This window comes from Pseudomonas sp. LARHCG127, assembly GCF_052871455.1.
Window position 1 is genome coordinate 420,085 of the sequence record NZ_JBIXJT010000004.1, and the last position, 20,312, is coordinate 440,396.

General features: G+C 62.1%; 15 protein-coding genes and 2 pseudogenes. 5 read left to right on the forward strand and 12 right to left on the reverse strand.

Annotation, left to right across the window (positions count from 1 at the left end; translation table 11 throughout):
- Positions 1 to 50 precede the first annotated feature (50 nt).
- The 3 genes from ACIPQ1_RS10175 to treP form a co-directional block, all read right to left on the reverse strand.
- Positions 51 to 1,274, reverse strand: coding sequence for a maltoporin (locus ACIPQ1_RS10175; protein WP_250964517.1), 1,224 nt, complete (start codon positions 1,272 to 1,274; stop codon positions 51 to 53).
- Positions 1,275 to 1,417: 143 nt separating this feature from the next.
- Complete coding sequence (gene treC, locus ACIPQ1_RS10180) at positions 1,418 to 3,064, reverse strand: alpha,alpha-phosphotrehalase (protein WP_446534036.1); 1,647 nt, start codon at positions 3,062 to 3,064, stop codon at positions 1,418 to 1,420.
- 72 nt (positions 3,065 to 3,136) lie between these two features.
- Complete coding sequence (treP, locus tag ACIPQ1_RS10185; protein ID WP_411386557.1) at positions 3,137 to 4,579, reverse strand: PTS system trehalose-specific EIIBC component; 1,443 nt, start codon at positions 4,577 to 4,579, stop codon at positions 3,137 to 3,139.
- A gap of 244 nt (positions 4,580 to 4,823) precedes the next feature.
- Here treP and treR point away from each other — a divergent pair, with 244 nt between their 5' ends.
- Entirely contained in the window at positions 4,824 to 5,528 is a 705-nt protein-coding gene (gene treR, locus ACIPQ1_RS10190) for a trehalose operon repressor (RefSeq protein WP_411386556.1), read from the forward strand.
- An 80-nt stretch (positions 5,529 to 5,608) separates the two neighbouring features.
- Here treR and ACIPQ1_RS10195 read toward each other — a convergent pair.
- Positions 5,609 to 5,833: pseudogene (locus ACIPQ1_RS10195) on the reverse strand (DNA-binding protein); the annotation flags it as partial.
- 428 nt (positions 5,834 to 6,261) lie between these two features.
- Here ACIPQ1_RS10195 and ACIPQ1_RS10200 point away from each other — a divergent pair.
- Positions 6,262 to 6,345 (forward strand): annotated as a pseudogene (locus tag ACIPQ1_RS10200) (winged helix-turn-helix transcriptional regulator); the annotation flags it as partial.
- Positions 6,346 to 6,429: 84 nt separating this feature from the next.
- Here the strand turns inward: ACIPQ1_RS10200 and guaA are convergent.
- From guaA to ACIPQ1_RS10220, 4 genes are all read right to left on the reverse strand, one after another.
- Positions 6,430 to 8,007, reverse strand: a complete 1,578-nt coding sequence (gene guaA / locus ACIPQ1_RS10205; protein WP_045155136.1) for a glutamine-hydrolyzing GMP synthase — start codon at positions 8,005 to 8,007, stop codon at positions 6,430 to 6,432.
- A gap of 79 nt (positions 8,008 to 8,086) precedes the next feature.
- On the reverse strand, positions 8,087 to 9,556 hold the full coding sequence (guaB, locus tag ACIPQ1_RS10210) for an IMP dehydrogenase (protein WP_186705413.1): 1,470 nt from the start codon (positions 9,554 to 9,556) through the stop codon (positions 8,087 to 8,089).
- 253 nt (positions 9,557 to 9,809) lie between these two features.
- Positions 9,810 to 10,358, reverse strand: a complete 549-nt coding sequence (locus tag ACIPQ1_RS10215; protein WP_446534037.1) for a sugar ABC transporter ATPase — start codon at positions 10,356 to 10,358, stop codon at positions 9,810 to 9,812.
- A gap of 69 nt (positions 10,359 to 10,427) precedes the next feature.
- Positions 10,428 to 11,195 carry a sulfite exporter TauE/SafE family protein gene (locus tag ACIPQ1_RS10220; RefSeq protein ID WP_446534038.1) on the reverse strand — a complete coding sequence of 256 codons (768 nt, stop codon included), beginning with the start codon at positions 11,193 to 11,195 and terminating at the stop codon, positions 10,428 to 10,430.
- Between the two features lie 257 nt (positions 11,196 to 11,452).
- Between ACIPQ1_RS10220 and xseA the strand changes: the two genes are divergently transcribed.
- The 3 genes from xseA to leuA all read left to right on the forward strand — a co-directional run bounded on the left by xseA (position 11,453) and on the right by leuA (position 15,804).
- On the forward strand, positions 11,453 to 12,832 hold the full coding sequence (gene xseA, locus ACIPQ1_RS10225) for an exodeoxyribonuclease VII large subunit (protein WP_030139579.1): 1,380 nt from the start codon (positions 11,453 to 11,455) through the stop codon (positions 12,830 to 12,832).
- 3 nt (positions 12,833 to 12,835) lie between these two features.
- Entirely contained in the window at positions 12,836 to 13,657 is an 822-nt protein-coding gene (locus tag ACIPQ1_RS10230) for a peptidoglycan DD-metalloendopeptidase family protein (protein ID WP_186705409.1), read from the forward strand.
- Between the two features lie 467 nt (positions 13,658 to 14,124).
- Entirely contained in the window at positions 14,125 to 15,804 is a 1,680-nt protein-coding gene (leuA, locus tag ACIPQ1_RS10235; RefSeq protein ID WP_250964525.1) for a 2-isopropylmalate synthase, read from the forward strand.
- 191 nt (positions 15,805 to 15,995) lie between these two features.
- Here leuA and ACIPQ1_RS10240 read toward each other — a convergent pair whose 3' ends face one another.
- The 4 genes from ACIPQ1_RS10240 to der all read right to left on the reverse strand — a co-directional run bounded on the left by ACIPQ1_RS10240 (position 15,996) and on the right by der (position 20,150).
- Positions 15,996 to 16,415: a hypothetical protein gene (locus ACIPQ1_RS10240; protein ID WP_207966513.1), complete on the reverse strand. Its 420-nt coding sequence runs from the start codon at positions 16,413 to 16,415 to the stop codon at positions 15,996 to 15,998.
- A 63-nt stretch (positions 16,416 to 16,478) separates the two neighbouring features.
- Entirely contained in the window at positions 16,479 to 17,273 is a 795-nt protein-coding gene (locus tag ACIPQ1_RS10245; protein WP_411386551.1) for an amidohydrolase, read from the reverse strand.
- Entirely contained in the window at positions 17,261 to 18,409 is a 1,149-nt protein-coding gene (locus tag ACIPQ1_RS10250; protein WP_186705405.1) for a pyridoxal phosphate-dependent aminotransferase, read from the reverse strand. Before ACIPQ1_RS10250 ends, ACIPQ1_RS10245 begins: the two co-directional genes overlap by 13 nt.
- Before the next feature lie 268 nt (positions 18,410 to 18,677).
- Positions 18,678 to 20,150, reverse strand: coding sequence for a ribosome biogenesis GTPase Der (gene der / locus ACIPQ1_RS10255; RefSeq protein WP_003185121.1), 1,473 nt, complete (start codon positions 20,148 to 20,150; stop codon positions 18,678 to 18,680).
- Between the last annotated feature and the right edge of the window lie 162 nt (positions 20,151 to 20,312).

Genomic DNA, 20,312 nt, shown 5'->3' on the forward strand with positions numbered 1-20,312 from the left:
TTCTTTTTCGCATCGCGGGCACGCCAACCAGCGACCCGCGCCTGCACGGGTCATTTCCACCAGTATTCGACCTGCAGGCCCACGTTGGAACCATGCCGCGCCCCACCAAACGCACCGGTGTCGGACAGCGCCGAGCCGGCCGCCAACTCATTGGCTGCACGCTGGGCAGCCGCGTTCCAACTGGCGTAGGTGTAATAGAGCCGTATTTCCGGGCGCGCCCAGAATTCCGGGCCCTTGGGCGACCAGGTGGGGGCAAAGGTGAACTTGCTCAGCTTGCGTGTTCCATCGTTGGCCTGCACCTGGTCGTGGCCCAGTTCGGCCACCAGCTTGAACTGATCGGTGATGGCGTACGCCGGGCGAACTCCCAATGACAGCCAGTCCTGGTCGGTGCCGTCGGGGCGGATGTCCTTCTGGTACACCGCCTGCACCTGCCCGCCGAAACGCGGCGTGACCTGCCAATCGAAAAACTCCACCAGACGATAGCTCTTGTTGCTGTCGTCCAGCCCGGTGTCGCCGGTATAACCCAGCCCGGTGCCGGGGCCCTCGCCGTATTGCAAGGCCAGTTTATTCTTGCCACCCAGGAAGTCCTGTTGCACATGCTGGGCGGTCAAGGCCCAACCGCGGTGGGCGTCACGACGGTTCGCCCGGTCGATGAAGCTCAAGCCAAATTCCAACTCGCCGCCAGGGTTGGTCCTGAAACCAGCGACGTTGAAGTCATGCCGGTTGACCGGGTCTTTCTGGTAGAGGTTGTCCTTGCGCGAGAAGGCGTAGCTGTATTTCAACCCGCCGATCAGCACGTCCTCGATCCCGCCACCAGTGGCGCTCTGGTTCCAGTAGTAGAAATCCGAAATATGGATGTCGTTGCGCTTGTAATACCGCCGGCCGGCCCACAACGACCCGCCGTTCAGGCTGGGCATGTTCGACCATTGGGCATACATCTGCGGCATGCGCGCCGCGCCGTTTTCACCCTGGAAGGTCGGCGTGCGGTCGTAGCGGTTGTACAGCGACGCCATGCCGTCCACGCTCAACACCGAGCCATCGTCGAGGGTGAACAGATCCTGGCGCAGCTCCAATTCCCCGTACTGCTCGCACTCGTTGCCCAACCGATATTTGGTCTGCGCTCCAGGCAACTGGAAACAGGATTGGGAACGGCCATTGGTCGCGCTGCCGACGCCACTGCGCAAATAACCGGAAAACTCCAGCGCCTGAACCGGTAACGGCAGCGCCAGGCAGATACAGGACGCGGCCAGGCCACGGTTTATTATTGTTTTCATACGCCTCTCCATTGTTTCTTATTGTTGTTTGCTCCATGACTTCCCCCCTTGTTTGCCGTTTGGCCGGCGACAAAGGGCCCACGATGCGTCTGGCGCAACGTGTTCGCTTTCAGGCATTGCCTGGGTCAGGGGAAGTTTTTTATTCAGTCGCTCAGGTGCAGCACGAACGACTCGTAGGGCCGCAGGCGCAGCCGTCGGTATCGGTGTTCACCCGCTTCGTAGTTGCCAATCACCCAGCGTTGTTTCGTCTCTTGGGTGAGGACCCCTTCGGGCAGCTCCACCTCGCAGTCGCCCCCATAAAAATGGCTGACCACCAGCAGGCGCTCACCCTGCCCTTCGCGCAGGTAGGCCCACACGTGGGGATGCTCAGGCAACAGCAGGCGATAGACGCCGTCCTGGATCAAGGCTTCGCTGCGACGCAGGGCGATCAGCTCGCGGTAGTAATGCAGCACCGAGGTCGCGTCTTTTTGTTGTTGCTCGACGTTGATGAACGCGGCGTTGGCAGGCACGCCAATCCAGGGGTCGGCCCGGCTGAACCCCGCGTTCGGCCCGGCGCTCCATTGCATTGGCGTGCGCCCGTTGTCACGGGACTTCTGCATGATTGGCGCCATGGCCTCGGCCTCGGGGACTCCGGCGTTGCGCTTGAGGCGATAGATGTTCAGGGTTTCCACATCGCGGTATTGCTCGATGTGATCGAAGCCCGGATTGGTCATGCCCAGCTCCTCGCCCTGGTACACGAACGGCGTGCCCTGGAGAAAGTGCAACGCCGTGGCGAGCATCTTCGCCGAAGGCACGCGGTACTCACCGTCGTCGCCAAACCGCGACACCACTCGCGGCTGGTCATGGTTACACCAGAACAGCGCATTCCAGCCGCCACTGGCCTGCATGCCGACCTGCCAGTCGGACAGGATGCGTTTGAGTTCGAGAAAGTCGAAGTCGGCCCGCACCCACTTTTGCAGGTTCGGGTAGTCCACCTTCAGGTGATGGAAATTGAAGGTCATCGACAGTTCGCGGGAAGCCGGGCATGAATAACGAACACAGTGCTCGAGGCTGGTGGACGACATCTCGCCAACGTTGATCAGGTCGAAACCCTCGAAGACTTCCCGGTGCATTTCCTGCAAGTAGCGATGCACATTGGGACCGTCGGTATAGAAACGCCGGCCGTCGGTGTGGTCGTCAGGAAAGTCGGCCGGCTTGGAAATCAGGTTGATCACATCGAGACGGAAGCCCCCCACGCCCTTGTCCCGCCAGAAACGCATCATCTTGAACACTTCGGCGCGGACCTGGGGGTTGTCCCAGTTCAAGTCGGCCTGGGTATGGTCGAACAGGTGCAGGTAATACTGGCCAGTCTGGGCCTCGTACTCCCAGGCCGAGCCACCGAACTTGGACTCCCAGGTGTTCGGCTGGTCCCGCCAGATATAAAAATCGCGGTACGGGTTGTCGAGGCTGCTGCGGGCGGCCTGGAACCAGGGGTGCTCGATGGAGGTGTGATTGACCACGATGTCGAGCATCAGCTTGATACCGCGCTTGCGCGCCTCGGCGATCAACAATTCGCAATCGGCCATGGTGCCGTAGCTGGGGTCGATGGCGTAGTAGTCGCTGATGTCGTAGCCATTGTCCCGTTGCGGCGAACGCAGGAACGGCGTCAGCCACAGGTAGTCCACACCCAGCCAGTGCAAGTAGTCGAGCTTGTCCACTACCCCCAGCAAATCACCGGTGGCCTGGCCGCCATGGCTGTAGAAACTCTTGGGGTAGATCTGGTAGATCACCGAACGTTGCCAGTCTTGCATGTGCGTTCCCTTCAGTCTGTTTTGTACCGGCCCCACAGGCCTCATCGCGGGCGAGCCCGGCTCCCACAGGGCTTAGGCCACCCGATAGCCCGGCCGGACGATCTTCATGCTCAACGCGCAGGTCAGGGCAAAGGGCACGCTCATGGCGATGACCATGCCGACCACGAACATCGGTATGTAGTCCGGCACGATGGAAATGAACCCCGGCAGGCCTCCCACGCCAATCGCCGAGGCCTTGATCTTGTTCAACGACAGGAAAATACAGCCCAGGGCCGAGCCGGCCAGGGCGCAATAGAAGGGGAATTTGTAGCGCAGGTTGACCCCGAACATCGCCGGTTCGGTGATGCCGAAATAAGCGGAAATCGCCGAGGTGGACGCCATGCTCTTGTCCCGCGCATTGCGGGTCATGTAGAACACCGCCAGCGCCGCGCTGCCCTGGGCCAGGTTGGACATGACGATCATCGGCCAGATGAAGGTGCCGCCCTGGGTTGAGATCAATTGCAAGTCCACCGCCAGGAACATGTGGTGCATGCCGGTCACCACCAGCGGCGCATAAAGCAGGCCGAAGATCGCCCCGCCAATCACCGGTGCCAGGTCGAACAGCGCCACCATGCCTTCGGTGATCAGGATGCCCAGGTGGCGGGTGACCGGACCGATGATGGCGAGGGCCAGCACCCCGGTAATCACGATGGTGGTGATGGGGATCACGAGCAGTTGGATCGCGTTGGGCACCCTGGCCCGCAACCATCGCTCGATCACGCTCATGACATAGGCCGCCAGCAGGATCGGCAGGATCTGCCCTTGGTAGCCGACTTTCTCGATCCGGAACCAGCCGAAGATATCGAAATACGGCAGGCTCTGGCCGTCCAGTCCCGCCACGGCCTTGCCGTAGTTCCAGGCGTTGAGCAGGTCCGGGTGGACGAGCATCAGGCCCAGCACGATGCCAAGGATCTCGCTGCCGCCGAAACGCTTGGCCGCCGACCAGCCCACCAAGGCCGGGAGAAAGACGAAGGAGGTGTTGGCCATGAGGTTGATCAGGCTCCAGACGCCGTCCAGGTTCGGATAGGCATCGAGCAACGTCTGCCCGGCAATGAACATGCCCTTGGCGCCCAGCAGGTTGTTGACGCCCATCAGCAGGCCGGCGATCACCAGGGCGGGCAGGATGGGCATGAACACATCGGAGAGCACCCGCACCAGGCGCTGCATGCCGTTGCCCTTCTGCGCGCCCTGGCGCTTGACGTCGGCGATGGTCGCGGCGGCCAGGCCGGTCAGCTCGCGCAGGGCGGCGTAGACCTTTTCCACCTCGCCGGGGCCAATGACCACCTGGAACAGGCCTCCGGTGAAAAACGAGCCCTTGACCAGGTCGATCTGGTTCAGCGTGGCACTGTCCACCCGGGCCGCGTCCTTGAGGGACAGGCGCAGGCGCGTCACGCAGTGGGCGGCCTGCTCGATATTGTCGACGCCACCCAAGCTGTGCAGCAGCTCGCTGGCGATTCTGGAGTAATCGTGGCTCATGCTTTTTTCTTCCGCGTCATTCTTGTTATTGAGAGTCGACAGCACGTGGAAGAGAAAGTACTCGTCTGTACGAGTTAAATCAACAACTCGTACAGACGAGTTATGTTTTTGTTTATGATGAGCCCCCGACTGTCCCGGAAACGTCCTACGCTCCTGTGGTCAAACGGTGACAGCTGAATGGACAAATCCCCCACTTGGCCCGTAAGGTTCCGCCCCGGTGAACAGCGCGGTACAGAGCCCCCCCATGAGCAAATACAACCAGATCTACAACGATCTGCTGACCAGCATTACCACCGAACGCCTGGAGCGAGGCGCCCGCCTGCCCTCCGAAACCGAATTGATGGACAGCTATCAGGCCAGTCGTGGCACGGTGCGCAAGGCCATCGAGCAACTCCAGGAGCGCGGCTTCGCCCAGAAGATCCATGGCAAGGGCACCTTCGTGCTGTCCACCCAGCCCATCGAATTCCAGCTCGGCGGCATCGTCAGTTTCCAGGAGACCTACCCGCGCCTGGGCAATGACGTCAGTACCGAAGTGGTCGAGTTCAGCCAGTTACCGTTGGAAGGCGCGCTGCTCGAGCACATCAAGGCCCCCGCCGGCAGCCAGGTCACCTGCATCAAGCGGGTCCGGCGAATCGACGGCAAGCGCGTGATCCTGGACATCAACCACTTCGTCAGCGACGTGATCCCCGGCCTGACCCGCGACATCGCCGTGCAGTCGATCTACGCTTTCATCGAACAGACCCTGCAACTGCAAATCGCCTACGCCCAGCGCACCATCGAAGCGGTCCGCTGCGGCAAGGACGACCAGCAGCACTTGGACCTCGAAGGCCAAAGCCATGTCATCGTGGTGAGTAACCAGACCTTTCTCCAGGACGGCCGGCAGTTCGAGTACACCGAATCGCGGCATACGCTGGATAAGTTTTATTTTTCGGATGTGGCGCGGCGGTGAAATCGGCGGTGGCCGCCTGAGTGGCGGCCAGGGCGTGCTTCAGTAGTTCCCGACGTGGGTTGCCCACTGCATCATGAATGAATCAGTTTGGCCGACGGCACCGCGCGGCGGACGTCGCCCAGAGCGCTAAGCACTGCCTTGGCTGCATCTGGAGCATCGCGAGTGAATTCAAGCGCCAGCCGCCCAGACCGACCAATGCCTACCAGCGCATCGTCGCAGCCAGCTTCACCCAATCGCTCGACCAGTCCATACGGGTCACGGTTATCTTCAGCAAGCTGGTATTTCAAGGTAAAGGTATATTCCATTGTTCTGTTCCTCAGCATCGTTATGCGACAGCGTTTCGCGAGGCATGCCGGCGAAATTCCCGCGGGGCTTCGCCGGCCGATGATAAGCACTTCTCGGTGCCCGATGAGGCGGGGAATCGTAGCGAAAGGTGACTGAACCGCCAGGCGACATTCCCTAACAGGGAGCGAAGGACAAGCGTGGGCAAGCCAGGGACAACAATAGGAAATTTGGCATGGATGGGCGCAGACCGCTTGGAACCGCCTCTATCCCTGTGGCGAGGGAGCTTGCTCCCGCTGGGATGCACAGCAGCCCCAACCCCTCATCGCGGTGTGTCAGGTTGATCCTACCCGCTTGAATTGGGGGCGCTTCGCACCCCAGCGGGAGCAAGCTCCCTCGCCACGGTTGCGTGTTTGGCTGGCAATGACGCGAGCCTTTCAAGTCTCATCACGTCAGTGACAAAGTGCTGATCCAGCAACTGAAGTATCTGGAAGCCGACCGCGTGCTGGCGCGGACCGACTACAAGGAGGTGCCGAACCCCAAAGCGCCAAAAGCCCGCAATCAAGCGGGCTTCAGGGTGTTCCTTGCTAGAGGCTACCGGTCAGCGCCGGACGCCCCATCACTCCCACTCAATCGTCGCCGGTGGCTTGCTCGACACGTCATACGTCACGCGAGAAATGCCTTCGATTTCATTGATGATCCGCCCGGAAACAGTCTCCAGCAGCTCGTACGGCAGGTGTGCCCAGCGCGCGGTCATGAAGTCGATGGTTTCCACGGCGCGCAGGGCGACGACCCAGGCGTAGCGACGGCCATCGCCGACCACGCCCACCGATTTCACCGGCTGGAACACCACGAACGCCTGGCTGACCTTGTGGTACCAGTCGGCCTTGCGCAGTTCTTCGATGAAGATGTGGTCGGCGCGACGCAGCAGGTCGGCGTATTCCTTCTTCACTTCACCGAGGATCCGCACGCCCAGGCCCGGGCCCGGGAATGGGTGGCGGTAGACCATGTCGTACGGCAGGCCCAGTTCCAGGCCGAGGCGACGCACTTCGTCCTTGAACAGTTCGCGCAGCGGCTCGACCAGCTTGAGGTTCATCTCTTCCGGCAGGCCACCGACGTTGTGGTGGGACTTGATCACGTGGGCCTTGCCGCTCTTGGCGCCGGCCGACTCGATCACGTCGGGGTAGATGGTGCCCTGGGCCAGGTACTTGATGTTGTCCAGCTTGCAGGATTCGGCATCGAACACGTCGATGAAGGTGCGGCCGATGATCTTGCGTTTCTTCTCCGGGTCGGACTCGCCGGCCAGGTTGTTCAGGAACTGCTCTTCGGCGTTGGCGCGGATCACCTTGACGCCCATGTTCTCGGCGAACATGGCCATCACTTGCTCGCCTTCGTGCAGGCGCAGCAGGCCGTTGTCGACGAACACGCAGGTCAGCTGGTCGCCGATGGCCTTGTGCAGCAGCGCGGCAACCACCGAGGAGTCAACGCCGCCGGACAGGCCCAGCAGCACGTTGTCGGTGCCGACCTGGGCGCGGACCTGGGCGATGGCGTCTTCAGCGATCTTCGACGGGGTCCACAGGGCTTCGCACCCGCAGATGTCGAGGATAAAACGCGACAGGATCCGGCCGCCCTGCTTGGTGTGGGTCACTTCAGGGTGGAACTGCACGCCGTAGTAGCGGCGGTCATCGTTGAACATGCCGGCAATCGGGCAGCTCGGGGTGCTGGCCAGGATGTGGAAGTCTTCCGGCATCTTGGTGACCTTGTCACCGTGGCTCATCCACACGTCCAGGCCGAACAGGCCATCGGCGTCGACGTGGTCCTCGATACCGTCCAACAGGCGGCTCTTGCCGACCACGTCGACGCGGGCGTAACCGAACTCACGCAGGTCCGAACCTTCGACCTTGCCGCCCAGCTGTTCAGCCATGGTCTGCATGCCGTAGCAGATACCGAAGACCGGCACGCCCAGGTCGAACACGGCTTGCGGGCAGCGCGGGCTGTCGGCTTCGTGCACGGACTCGGGGCCGCCGGCGAGGATGACGCCTTTCGGAGCGAATTCGCGAATCGCTTCGTCATCCATGTCGAACGGATGCAGCTCGCAGTACACGCCGATCTCACGCACGCGGCGGGCGATCAGTTGGGTGTACTGGGAACCGAAGTCGAGGATCAGGATGCGGTGAGCGTGAATGTCGAGGGCCATGACTCATTCTCATGTAGTGAATCAGAAACAACTCGGGGCTGAATGAACAGCCCCGGTGATTAACGTTTTGCTGGAAGCCTTAACCTACACGGTAGTTCGGCGCTTCCTTGGTGATCTGCACGTCGTGGACATGGGACTCGGCCATGCCGGCGCCGGTGATGCGCACGAATTCCGGCTTGGTGCGCATCTCTTCGATGTCGGCGCTGCCGGTGTAGCCCATGGAAGAACGCAGGCCGCCCATCAGTTGATGGATGATGGCGCTCAGGGTGCCTTTGTATGGCACACGACCTTCGATACCTTCCGGCACCAGCTTCTCGGCACCCGCGGAGGAGTCCTGGAAGTAACGGTCGGAAGAGCCCTGGGCCTGGGACATGGCGCCCAGCGAACCCATGCCGCGATAAGCCTTGTAGCTACGGCCCTGGAACAGCTCGATCTCGCCCGGCGCTTCTTCGGTACCGGCGAACATCGAACCCATCATCACGCAGTAGGCACCGGCAACGATGGCCTTGGACAGGTCACCGGAGAAACGGATACCGCCGTCGGCGATCAACGGCACGCCAGTGCCTTCAAGGGCAGCGGCGACGTTGGCGATGGCGCTGATCTGCGGCACGCCGACACCTGCGACGATGCGGGTGGTGCAGATCGAGCCAGGGCCGATACCGACCTTGACGGCGTCGGCGCCGGCGTCGGCCAGGGCCTTGGCGGCTGCGCCGGTGGCGATGTTGCCACCGATCACCTGCACGTCAGGGAAGTTCTGCTTGACCCAGCGAACGCGGTCGATCACGCCTTTGGAGTGACCATGGGCGGTGTCGACCACCACCACGTCAACGCCGGCATTGACCAAGGCGGCGACGCGGTCACCGGTGTCCTTGCCGGTGCCGACGGCGGCGCCGACGCGCAGACGACCCTGGTCGTCCTTGCTCGCCAGCGGGTAGGCCTTGGCTTTTTCGATGTCGTTGACGGTCATCATGCCCTTGAGGGCGAATTTGTCATCGACGATCAGCACGCGCTCGATGCGGTGCTTGTGCAGCAACTCGCGGACGTCGTCCTTGCTGGTGCCTTCCTTGACCGTGACCAGGCGCTCTTTAGGCGTCATCACTTGGCGGACGGAAGCATCCAGGCGGTTCTCGAAACGCACGTCGCGGGAGGTGACGATGCCGACCAGGTCGCCATCGTGCAGCACCGGAACGCCGGAGATGTTGTGCATGCGGGTCAGTTCGAACAGATCCCGGACCGTGGCGTCAGCCTCGATGGTGATCGGATCCTTGACCACGCCAGCCTCGAACCGCTTGACCTTGCGCACTTCGGCGGCCTGCTGTTCGATGGTCATGTTCTTGTGGATGATACCGATACCGCCTTCCTGGGCCATGGCAATGGCCAGACGGGCTTCGGTCACGGTGTCCATGGCAGCGGAAACCAGGGGGATATTCAGTTCGATGCCACGGGTGAGACGGGTTTTGAGACTGACTTCGTTAGGCAGTACCTCGGAATAACCGGGCACTAGGAGAATGTCGTCGAAGGTCAGAGCTTCTTGGCTGATACGCAGCATCGCGGGGGCTCCCGAGCGGGAAAATGGAAGCGCGCCATTATACTCATGCACCCCGTCTGGCTCAATGTAAAACTCTGTCTATTATTGGCGGGGTGATTGACGGGGCTGATCACTGCGCTCCGGTCATACACCGACCCCGTGGCGAGGGAGCTTGCTCCCGCTCGGTCGCGCAGCGGCCGCAGACATCTTGGGGCCGCTTCGCAGCCCTGCGGGAGCAAGCTCCCTCGCCACAGGGATTGCATGCTTCCTCACATTACAACTCCACCCTCACCCAACTCACCGGCTGATCCAGCCAATCGGCGAATTCATCGAGGAATTCCTGCTTGAACCCCGCCTCCAGCCAGTTATTGAAGATGAACCCCAGGTTGGAAAAGCCGCACGGCTGCAGGAACAGAAAGCCATTGATGTCATCTTCATGACCGCACTCGGGACAGGTGAAGTTGTCGGTGCGCCCTGGCATCCAGTCTTCCAGGCTTTCGAACAGCGCTTCGCCAATCTCCCGGCGACACTCGGCGCAACCGGCCTCCTCAAGAAAGCCCTTGGCCGGCGTATAGATGCAGCGCTTGGTGATGATCTCCAGGCCATTGACCGGCTCGCCGAACGGCAGTGCGTCGGGATGCAGCACCACGTCACGGGCACCGGGGGCGATGGCGTGGGCCATGCGATTGCCGGTACGCCCGCAGGTGGTCAGTTGTTCTTCGACGATATTCTTGCGCACCAGCCAGCGCACGATTGCCCGGGCCCGAGGCTCGTGGACCGGCAAAGTGGAAATTTTCGGGACGATGATGCTTTGCGAATTCATGGCGAGGCCTGGAGGTTTCCCTGGCGGTTCTTATAAAGGGCCGGCAGCTTAATCCCTGGCTGGGCCAGGTCAAGCACTCAGGTAACGCCCGATCAAGGCGATACCGCTGGCGAGCACCAGCCAGGTGACCAGTCGCACGAACGCTTCGCGCGACAACCTCATGGTCAAGCGACGGCCCACCCACAACCCCAGCGCCATGGCCGGCAACAAACACAGCGCCAGTACCAACAAGGGTAGCTCGGCATACACCCCGGCGATGATAAACAAGCTCAAGCGCACCACGGTGCTGCAACTGATCAAGGCACTTTGCGTGGCACGGGCCGAGTCCTTGGGCAGGCGACTGTTGAGGTAGATGGCATACAAAAAGCCGCCACTGCCAAACAACGCCCCGAACATCCCGCCCACGGTGCCCATTGGAAACGCCCACGACGAAGACAGCTGCGTCGGCCGGGTCTTTATCAACAGGCTGTAGATGGCATAAGCGCAGATGAACAGCCCCATCAACAACAGCAACAAGTCGGACTTGAGGTTGAGCAGGAAAATCACCCCGAGAGTGCAACCCAGCGCCATGCACGGCAGCAACCGCAGCAGTTCCGGCCGGGACACGTCCCGACGCGAGGGCAACAAATTGCCGAAAGCCGCGACAAAATCGAGCAAGACCAGCAGCGGGACGATTTTCGACAGGGGCATGAACAACAGCAGGATCGGCGCCGCCACCAGCGCCGTGCCAAACCCGGCGATGCCGAACACGATGTAGGCCAGGACAATGGCCGAGGCGATCACCAGCCATTCCATCGGGGCAAATGCCCACTGGCCCAACCATGGGAGAAGATTCATCCGGCACTTCCTTGATGAGGAGAGCGGGGACTTTAGCCAGATGTGTCGGGGCAGATCCAGTATTTGTGGTGACTGACCTATCGCCTTCGCGAGCAAGCCCGCTCCCACAGGGAGAAATCAGCGATCTGAAGGTTGATGCTGTACCTGTGGGAGCGGGCTTGCTCGCGAAGGGGACGACTCGGTCTGACAGAAAGCGCACAGGAGGATTTGTTTTCACACATGGAGATTCACCAACGAATCCCCTTATCATGCCGCCCATGATTAAAGATCCCTTTGCCCGACTGGGCCTGGACCGCGAAGTCCTGACTGTCAGCCAGCTCAACGGCCGCGCGCGGGTGTTGCTCGAAGACGTGTTCAGCAACATCTGGGTCGAGGGCGAGATCTCCAACCTTGCCCGCCCCGCCTCCGGCCACGTGTACTTCACCCTCAAGGACAGCGGCGCCCAGGTGCGTTGCGCGCTGTTCCGACAGAACGCCGCACGGGTGCGCCAGGCTCTGAAAGACGGCTTGGCGGTGAAAGTGCGCGGCAAGGTTTCGCTGTTCGAGGGCCGTGGCGACTATCAATTGATCCTCGACACCGTGGAGCCGGCCGGCGATGGCGCCCTGCGTCTGGCCTTCGATGCCCTGAAGGAAAAGCTCAGCGCCGAAGGCCTGTTCAGTGCCGAGCGCAAGGTGCCGCTGCCAGCCCATCCGCAACGCATCGGCATCATCAGCTCGCCTACCGGCGCGGTGATCCGCGACATCATCAGCGTGTTCCGCCGCCGCGCGCCGCAGATATCCCTGACCTTGATTCCCACCGCCGTGCAAGGCCGCGAAGCTACCGCGCAAATCGTCCGCGCCCTGAAACTGGCCGATGCCCGCGGTTTCGATGCGCTGATCCTGGCCCGGGGCGGCGGTTCGCTGGAAGACTTGTGGTGCTTCAACGAAGAAGCCGTGGCCCGGGCGGTGGACGCCTGCGTCACGCCGATCGTCAGCGCCGTGGGCCATGAAACCGATGTCTCCATCAGTGACTTCGTCGCTGACGTCCGCGCCCCGACCCCGTCCGCCGCCGCCGAACTGCTGGCGCCGGATGCCGGCGACCTGGTGCGCCGGGTCGAAAGCCTGCATCGCCGGCTGGTGATGCGCATGCGCGACCGGCTGATGCGCGATCAACTGCGCCTCGAGGGTCTTACCCGGCGCTTGCGCCATCCCGGTGAACGCCTGCGCCAGCAGGCCCAGCGCCTCGACGACCTGGACATGCGCATGCGCCGGGCCTTCGAACGCAGCCTCAATACTCGCCGCGAACGGCTGATCCGCCTGGAAACCCGCCTGGCCGGGCAGCATCCGGGGCGCCAACTGGCGATGTTGCGCCAGCGCCTGGACAGCCTCGCCGAACGCCTGCCCCGGGCCATGCGCGAAGGGCTCAAGACGCGACGCGTGCAATTGCACAACCAGATGCAGACGCTGCACATCGTCAGCCCCCTGGCGACCCTCGGTCGCGGCTACAGCATCCTGCTCGACGAACGCGGCCATGCGATCCGCAGCGCCGGGCAAACCCAGACCGGCCAACGCCTGACCGCCAAGCTCGGCGAAGGCGAACTGCTGGTGCGGGTCGAAGACAATCACCTGACGCCGGTCACCCTTTCTTTACTGGATTGATTCATGCCGCGATATCTCGCCCCCTTGTTCCTGCTGTGCCTGACCGTCAACGCCCACGCTGACAGTTACATCACCCGCTTGCTGAACAAGCCGGTGCCCGGCGGTGTGGCCGTGGTGGACCTAGGCAGCGCGGCCCAGGCACCAAAAGCCACTTACCAGGGCAAACCGGTGCTGGTGGTCAAGGAACAACAGAACTGGCTGGCGATTGTCGGCATACCGCTGACGGTCCAGCCCGGCACCCAGCAGATCAGCAGCGCCGGCACGACCCAACCGTTCGTGGTCGGCTACAAGAAGTACCCCGAGCAGCACATCACCCTGAAGAACAAGCGCCAGGTCAATCCGAACCCGGCGGATCTCAAGCGCATCGACGCCGAGCTGGCGGTGCAACTGAAGGCTTACCGCAGCTTCAGCCCGAACATCCCCAGCAACCTGTTGCTGGACAAACCGGTCAACGGTCCGCTGTCGAGCAAGTTCGGCGTGCGCCGTTTCTTCAACGGCGAAGAACGCAACCCCCACGCCGGCCTGGACTTCGCCGTGCCCGCCGGCACGCCGATCAAGACCCCGGCCGCCGGCAAGGTGATCCTCACCGGCAATTACTTCTTCAATGGCAACACCGTATTCGTCGACCATGGCCAGGGCTTCATCAGCATGTTCTGCCACATGTCGAAGATCGACGTGAAGGTTGGCCAGCAACTGGCCCGGGGCACTGTGGTGGGCAAGGTCGGCGCCACCGGCCGGGCGACCGGGCCGCACATGCACTGGAACATCAGCTTGAATGATGCGCGGGTGGATCCGGCGATTTTTATCGGTGCTTTTCAACCCTGAGTATTTGCGGTGGGGCTACTGGCCTCATCGCGAGCAGGCTCGCTCCCACATTGGGATCTCTAGTGAACATAACATCTGCAACCACCAGAGATCCCTGTGGGAGCGAGCCTGCTCGCGATGACGACAGCCGCATCACCACTATCCCACGAATTGCCAAGCTCAAAACATCGACGCAATTTCTGACATTCATACCTGACACATGCGCGATTAAATCTCGCAAACCCGCCTAAAAGCAGAACTTCTCTCAATTTTTTCCGACTGCTTGCGATCCGCCCCTCACGCGGTTAGGGTTGAGGACATGAAAACCTCTCACACCCTCATCCAGCTTCGCCAGCACCGCAGCCTGTGCCTCGTCAGCGCACGACTGCCGGGCTGAATCGCGGCACCTCGTCCCGGCTGTAGAGCCACCCCCATTCGAACCACCGGCAGGCCGCCTTTTTCCGGCCACGACAATAAGGATTCCGCCCATGAGCATGCTCAAAGACCCGTCTTCGAAATACCGCGCCTTCCCGACCATCAACCTGCCGGATCGCACCTGGCCGTCGAAGACCATCACCGCCGCGCCGATCTGGTGCAGCTCCGACCTGCGCGACGGCAACCAGTCGCTGATCGAGCCGATGGACGCGGTCAAGAAGCTGCGCTTCTGGAAAACCCTGGTCGCGGTGGGCGTGAAGGAAATCGAAGCGTCGTTCCCGGCCGCGTCGCAGACCGACTTCGATTTCGTGCGCACCCTCATCGAGGAAGGCCACATCCCGGACGACACCACCATCCAGGTGCTGACCCAGGCCCGTGAAGACCTGATCGCCCGCACGTTCGAATCCCTGCGTGGCGCGAAAAAAGCCATCGTCCACCTGTACAACGCCACCTGCCCGTCGTTCCGCCGCATCGTGTTCAACCAGGACAAGGAAGGCGTGAAGGAAATCGCGGTGAACGCAGCCAAGCTGTTCGTCAAATACGCCGCCCAGCAGCCGGAAACCCAGTGGCAGTTCGAGTATTCGCCAGAGACTTTCAGCGCCACCGAGCTGGAATTCGCCAAGGAAGTCTGCGACGCCGTGATCGAAGTGTGGAACCCGACTCCGGAGCGCAAGGTGATCCTCAACCTGCCGGCCACCGTGGAAGTCGCCACCCCGAACATCTACGCCGACCAGATCGAGTGGTTCCACCGCAACATCACCCGTCGTGACAGCGTGCTCATCAGCCTGCACACCCACAACGACCGTGGCACCGGCGTGGCCGCTACCGAGCTGGGCCTGATGGCCGGCGCCGACCGTGTCGAAGGCTGCCTGTTCGGCAACGGCGAACGCACCGGCAACGTCGACCTGGTAACCGTGGCGCTGAACCTCTACACCCAGGGCATCAACCCCGGGCTGGACTTCTCCGACATCGACGGCGTGCGCAAAGTGGTCGAGGAATGCAACCAGATCCCGGTGCACCCGCGTCATCCGTACGTCGGCGACCTGGTTCACACCGCGTTCTCGGGCTCGCACCAGGATGCGATCCGCAAAGGTTTTGCCCAGCAGAAATCGGACACCCTGTGGGAAGTGCCGTACCTGCCAATCGACCCGGCCGATATCGGCCGCAGCTACGAGGCAGTGATTCGTGTGAACAGCCAGTCGGGCAAGGGCGGCATCGCCTACCTGCTGGAGCAGGAATACGGCATCAGCCTGCCCCGTCGCATGCAGATCGAGTTCAGCCAGGTGGTGCAGCGCGAAACCGATCGCCTGGGCCTGGAAATGACCGCCCAGCAGATCCACGCCCTGCTGCAGCGTGAATACCTGCAAGCCAACACCCCGTACGCCCTGGTCAGCCATCGCCTGCAGGAAGAAAACGGCAACAGCGCCGTGGAAGTGGAAGTGGCGAGCAAGGGCCAGGGCGAGACCAACCTGCACTGGCGCGGCCGAGGCAACGGCGCCCTGGAAGCACTGGTGGCTGGCCTGCCGATTCCGGTGGAGATCATGGACTACAACGAACACGCCATCGGCGCCGGCACCAACGCCAAGGCGGCGGCGTACATCGAACTGCGAGTCAACGGCGAGCGTGCGGTGCATGGTGTGGGCATCGATGAGAACATCACCACCGCGAGCTTCAAGGCGCTGTTCAGTGCGCTGAACCGTTCGCTGAGCCAGCCAGAGGCCAAGGCGGCTTGATCCAAGGCTGAAATGCAAAAAGGCCCTGGGGTGTGAACCTCAGGGCCTTTTTTGTTTGGCTGATGGTTTTGTGCGGCCTGTCAGGGCCTCATCGCGAGCAAGCTCGCTCCCACATTGGTATCTGTGTCCGCCTCAATTCCCTTGTGGGAGCGAGCTTGCTCGCGATGGCGGCCTGTCAGACAACCAAAATGTCAGGCATGGGTATCGATCGAAATAGTCATCGCCTGCAACAGCGCGGCCTGCAAGGTTTGCAAAGTCGCCTGGGTCGCCATGATCTGGGTCTGGATCGCCATGGTTTCCTGGGCTTTCTGCTCTTCATCGGCCCGGCTTTTTTGCACGCGGGCTAGCTGGGCTTGCTGCTCGGCCAGCAACTTCTGGGTCTGTTCGATCTGCTTCTTCAGTTGCTCGATGACATCGCCGGTGCCGCTGCTGCCACCCGCACCAGCGATATTCGCGCCGCTGGTGTCGACTGCCAGTTTCTTGTCTTTGTCTTCGCTGCTGTCAGTCGATGCCACTGGGCTGACTGCTTTCTCTTCTTCAGCCCCGCGGATGGAGACCTTTGGGGCCGACAATGGATAAGGGTTAACGGTGGTTGCGCTGATACTGGTCATAGGGACTCCTCCTTGGCTGACCCGTTATCGGCACGCAACACCTTTCCTTGAGGCTGAATCGTTTCAATAAATGAATTCGAAGCGATCGGCATCCAGGTTCGCCGGAAACCGCGTGCGATACGCGGCCAGATCCGCCGCCTTCAAACACACCCTGAACACGCCATCGGCTTCGCCAGCGCTGAGCAAGCTCTCCCCCTGGAAATCCAGTACCTGGCTGTCCCCGGTGTAGGCGAAGCCCTTGCCATCGGTGCCCACACGGTTGACCGCCGCCACGTAGCACAGGTTTTCGATCGCCCGGGCCGGCAACAGCCGATTCCAGTGCTGTCGCCGCGCCCCGGGCCAGTTGGCGGTGTACAACAGCAGGTCGGTGTCCTCGGCATCACGGCTCCACGCCGGGAAGCGCAGGTCGTAGCAGATCAACGGCCGGATCCGCCAGCCCTGGAGCTCGAACAGCACCTGCTGGTCACCCGGTGTGTAGTGGTTATGCTCGCCGGCCATGCGGAACAGATGGCGCTTGTCGTAATGCAGCACTTCACCGTCCGGCCGCGCCCACAGCAAGCGATTGCGATGGCTGCCGTCGCCGGCCTGGATGATCACGCTACCGGTGATCACCGCGTCCAGTTTCGCCGCCTGCTCCTTGAGCCAACGGCTGGTGGGCCCGTGTTCAGGCTCCGCCAGGGTCTCGGACTCCATGGAGAAACCGGTGGTGAACATTTCCGGGAGGATGATCAGGTCAGCCCCGCGCGCCTGTTCGAGCAGTGCTTCGAAATGTTCCAGGTTGGCCTCGCGGTCATGCCAGGCCAAGGTGGTCTGGACCAGGGCAATGTCGAGGTCCGGCAACGCGCTCAAATCACGCATAGTTTTTCCGCCGCTTCGCGCAGCGTCTCCTCGCGTTTGGCAAAGCACAGGCGCACCAGGCGCTGGCCTTGCGGTGGGTCCTGGTAGAAGACCGAGATCGGAATGGTCGCCACGCCGTGTTCGCGGGTCATCCACAGCGCCATGTCGACGTCATTCAGGTCCGGGCGAATCTGGGAGTAATCCACCAGTTGAAAATACGTGCCGGTCACGCGCTTGAAACTGAACCGCGACGGGGCCAGCAGATCGCAGAACAGGTCACGCTTGGCCTGGTAGAAGTCCGGCAGTTCGTCGACGTGTTCCGGATGCTCGGCCATGAAGTCAGCCAGGGCGTACTGCAACGGCGTCACGCCGCAGAAGCTGACGTACTGGTGCACCTTGCGCAGCTCCGCGGTCAGCGCCGCTGGCGCCACCACGTAGCCGGTTTTCCAGCCGGTGACGTGGTAGGTCTTGCCGAACGAACTGACGACGAAGGCACGGCGGTACAGCTCTTCATGGGCCAGGACACTGGCATGGGCGACGCCGTCGAACACCAAGTGCTCATAAACCTCGTCGCTGACCAGATAGATGTCGCGGTCGCGAATCAGCGCCGCCAATTGATCCAGTTCGGCGCGGCTGATCAGGGCGCCGCTAGGGTTGTGCGGCGAATTGAGGATGATCATGCGCGTGCGCGGGCTCAAGGCTTCGCCGAGTTTCTCGAAGTCGATGGCGAAGTCATCCAGGCCCAATGGCACATGCACGCAACGCCCACCAGCCAATTGCACGGAAGGCTCGTAACTGTCGTAGCTGGGGTCGAAGACGATCACTTCGTCACCGCTGTGGACCACCGCTGCGATGGCACAGAAAATCGCCTGGGTCGCGCCAGGGGTCACGGTGACTTCCAGGTCGGCATCGACACTGGCGCCGTAGCTGCGGGCGATCTTCGCTGCGATCTGCTGGCGCAGCGCCGGCAGGCCGGTCATGGGTGAATATTGGTTGTGGCCTTGGGCGATGTGCCGACCGACCGCGTCGCGCAAGGCCTGCGGACCATCGAAATCGGGAAACCCCTGGGACAGGTTCAACGCGCCCGTCTGCGCGGCGAGCTGGGACATCTGGGTGAAAATCGTGATGCCGACGTTCGGCAACTTGCTGGTGATCATGGAGGGTCCCTGCTCTGCACCCGGCTCTGGCACGGCGCGGGAGAGCTCGAGGATAGCCCAATCGCCGGGCATGAAAAAGGGTGCCGCCAAGGGCACCCTTTTCTTGTCACCGAATCGCAGGAAAACTCTGTGGCGAGGGAGCTTGCTCCCGCTGGGCTGCGAAGCAGCCCCTGTGTTTCATCTGATGCACTGCGGTGGCAGGTACATCTTTGGGGCTGCTGCGCAGCCCAGCGGGAGCAAGCTCCCTCGCCACAAAAGCGGTCCTGATTCAGCGCTTGTCGCGGCGCTTCTTGTCGGCCTTCTTGTGGTGCGACATCAAGCGGCGCTTCTTGTTGACCTGGCGGTCGGTGAGCGTGTTCTTGTTGCCTTCGTACGGGTTCTCGCCGCCCTTGAACTCGATGCGGATCGGCGTGCCGACCAGCTTCAGGACACGACGGTAAGTGTTCTCCAGGTAGCGAACGTACGACTTGGGCACCTTCTCGATCTGGTTACCGTGGATCACGATAATCGGCGGGTTGGCACCGCCCAAGTGGGCGTAGCGCAGCTTGATCCGACGGTTGTTGACCATCGGTGGCGCGTGCTCGCCGACCGCATCTTCGAGGATCTGGGTCAGGCGGTTGGTCGGCCAGCGGGTGACCGCCGACTTGAACGAGTTCTGCACCGAAGCGTAGAGGTTGCCCACGCCCGTGCCGTGCAAGGCCGAGATGAAGTGGATGTCGGCGAAGTCGACGAAGAACAGCCGACGCTGGAGTTCGACTTTCACAAAGTCGCGCTCGCTCGGCGTCATGCCGTCCCACTTGTTGATCGCGATGACCAATGCACGACCGGCTTCCAGGGCAAAGCCCAGCAGGTTCAAGTCGTGGTCGACCACACCCTCGCGGGCGTCCATCACGAAGATCACCACGTTGGCGTCTTTGATCGCCTGCAGCGTCTTGACCACGGAGAACTTTTCAACTTCTTCGTGGATCTTGCCGCGCTTGCGCACACCGGCGGTGTCGATCAGCGTGTACTTCTCTTCATTACGCTCGAAGGGAATGTAGATGCTGTCACGGGTGGTGCCGGGCTGGTCGTAGACGATGACCCGGTCTTCGCCGAGCATGCGGTTGACCAGGGTCGACTTGCCCACGTTCGGGCGGCCGATGATGGCGATCTTGATCCCGTCTTTTTCGCTCGGGCCCGGAATGCGCTTGGCTTCCTCGCCTTCGGCAACGATCTCTTCTTCGCCGTCTTCCGGCTCTTCGGCGTCGTCCTTGGGGAAACTCTCCAGGGCAATTTCCAGCATCTGGGTGATGCCGCGACCGTGGGCGCCGGCGATCGGGATCGCCTGGCCCATGCCCAACGGTGCGAACTCGGCGCGAGCCATGTCCGGGTCGATGTTGTCGACCTTGTTGGCGACCACGTAGGAACGCTTGTTACGCTTGCGCAAATGCTCGGCGATCATCTGGTCGGCGGCGGTAAAGCCGGCCTTGGCGTCTACCAGGAACAGCACCACATCGGCTTCTTCGATGGCGAGCAGCGACTGCTCGGCCATTTTTTCGTCCATGCCGTGTTCATCACCGGAGATGCCGCCGGTGTCGACCAGAATATAGGTACGCCCTTGCCACTTGGCCTCACCGTATTGGCGATCACGGGTCAGACCGGACAAGTCGCCGACAATGGCGTCGCGAGTCCTGGTCAGGCGGTTGAACAAGGTGGACTTGCCGACGTTCGGTCGGCCCACCAGGGCGATTACGGGAACCATGCGGCTCTCCACTTCGTTATTTCAGAAAATACAAAAGCCGCTGCGAGGCAGCGGCTGGTGCTCGGGGCCAACCTGTAGGAGCGGGGGGGGGGGGGGGGGGGGGGGGGGGCGGGGTGGGGGGGGGGGGGGGGGGGGGGGCGACGCGGGGAGCGCCGCCCGCAC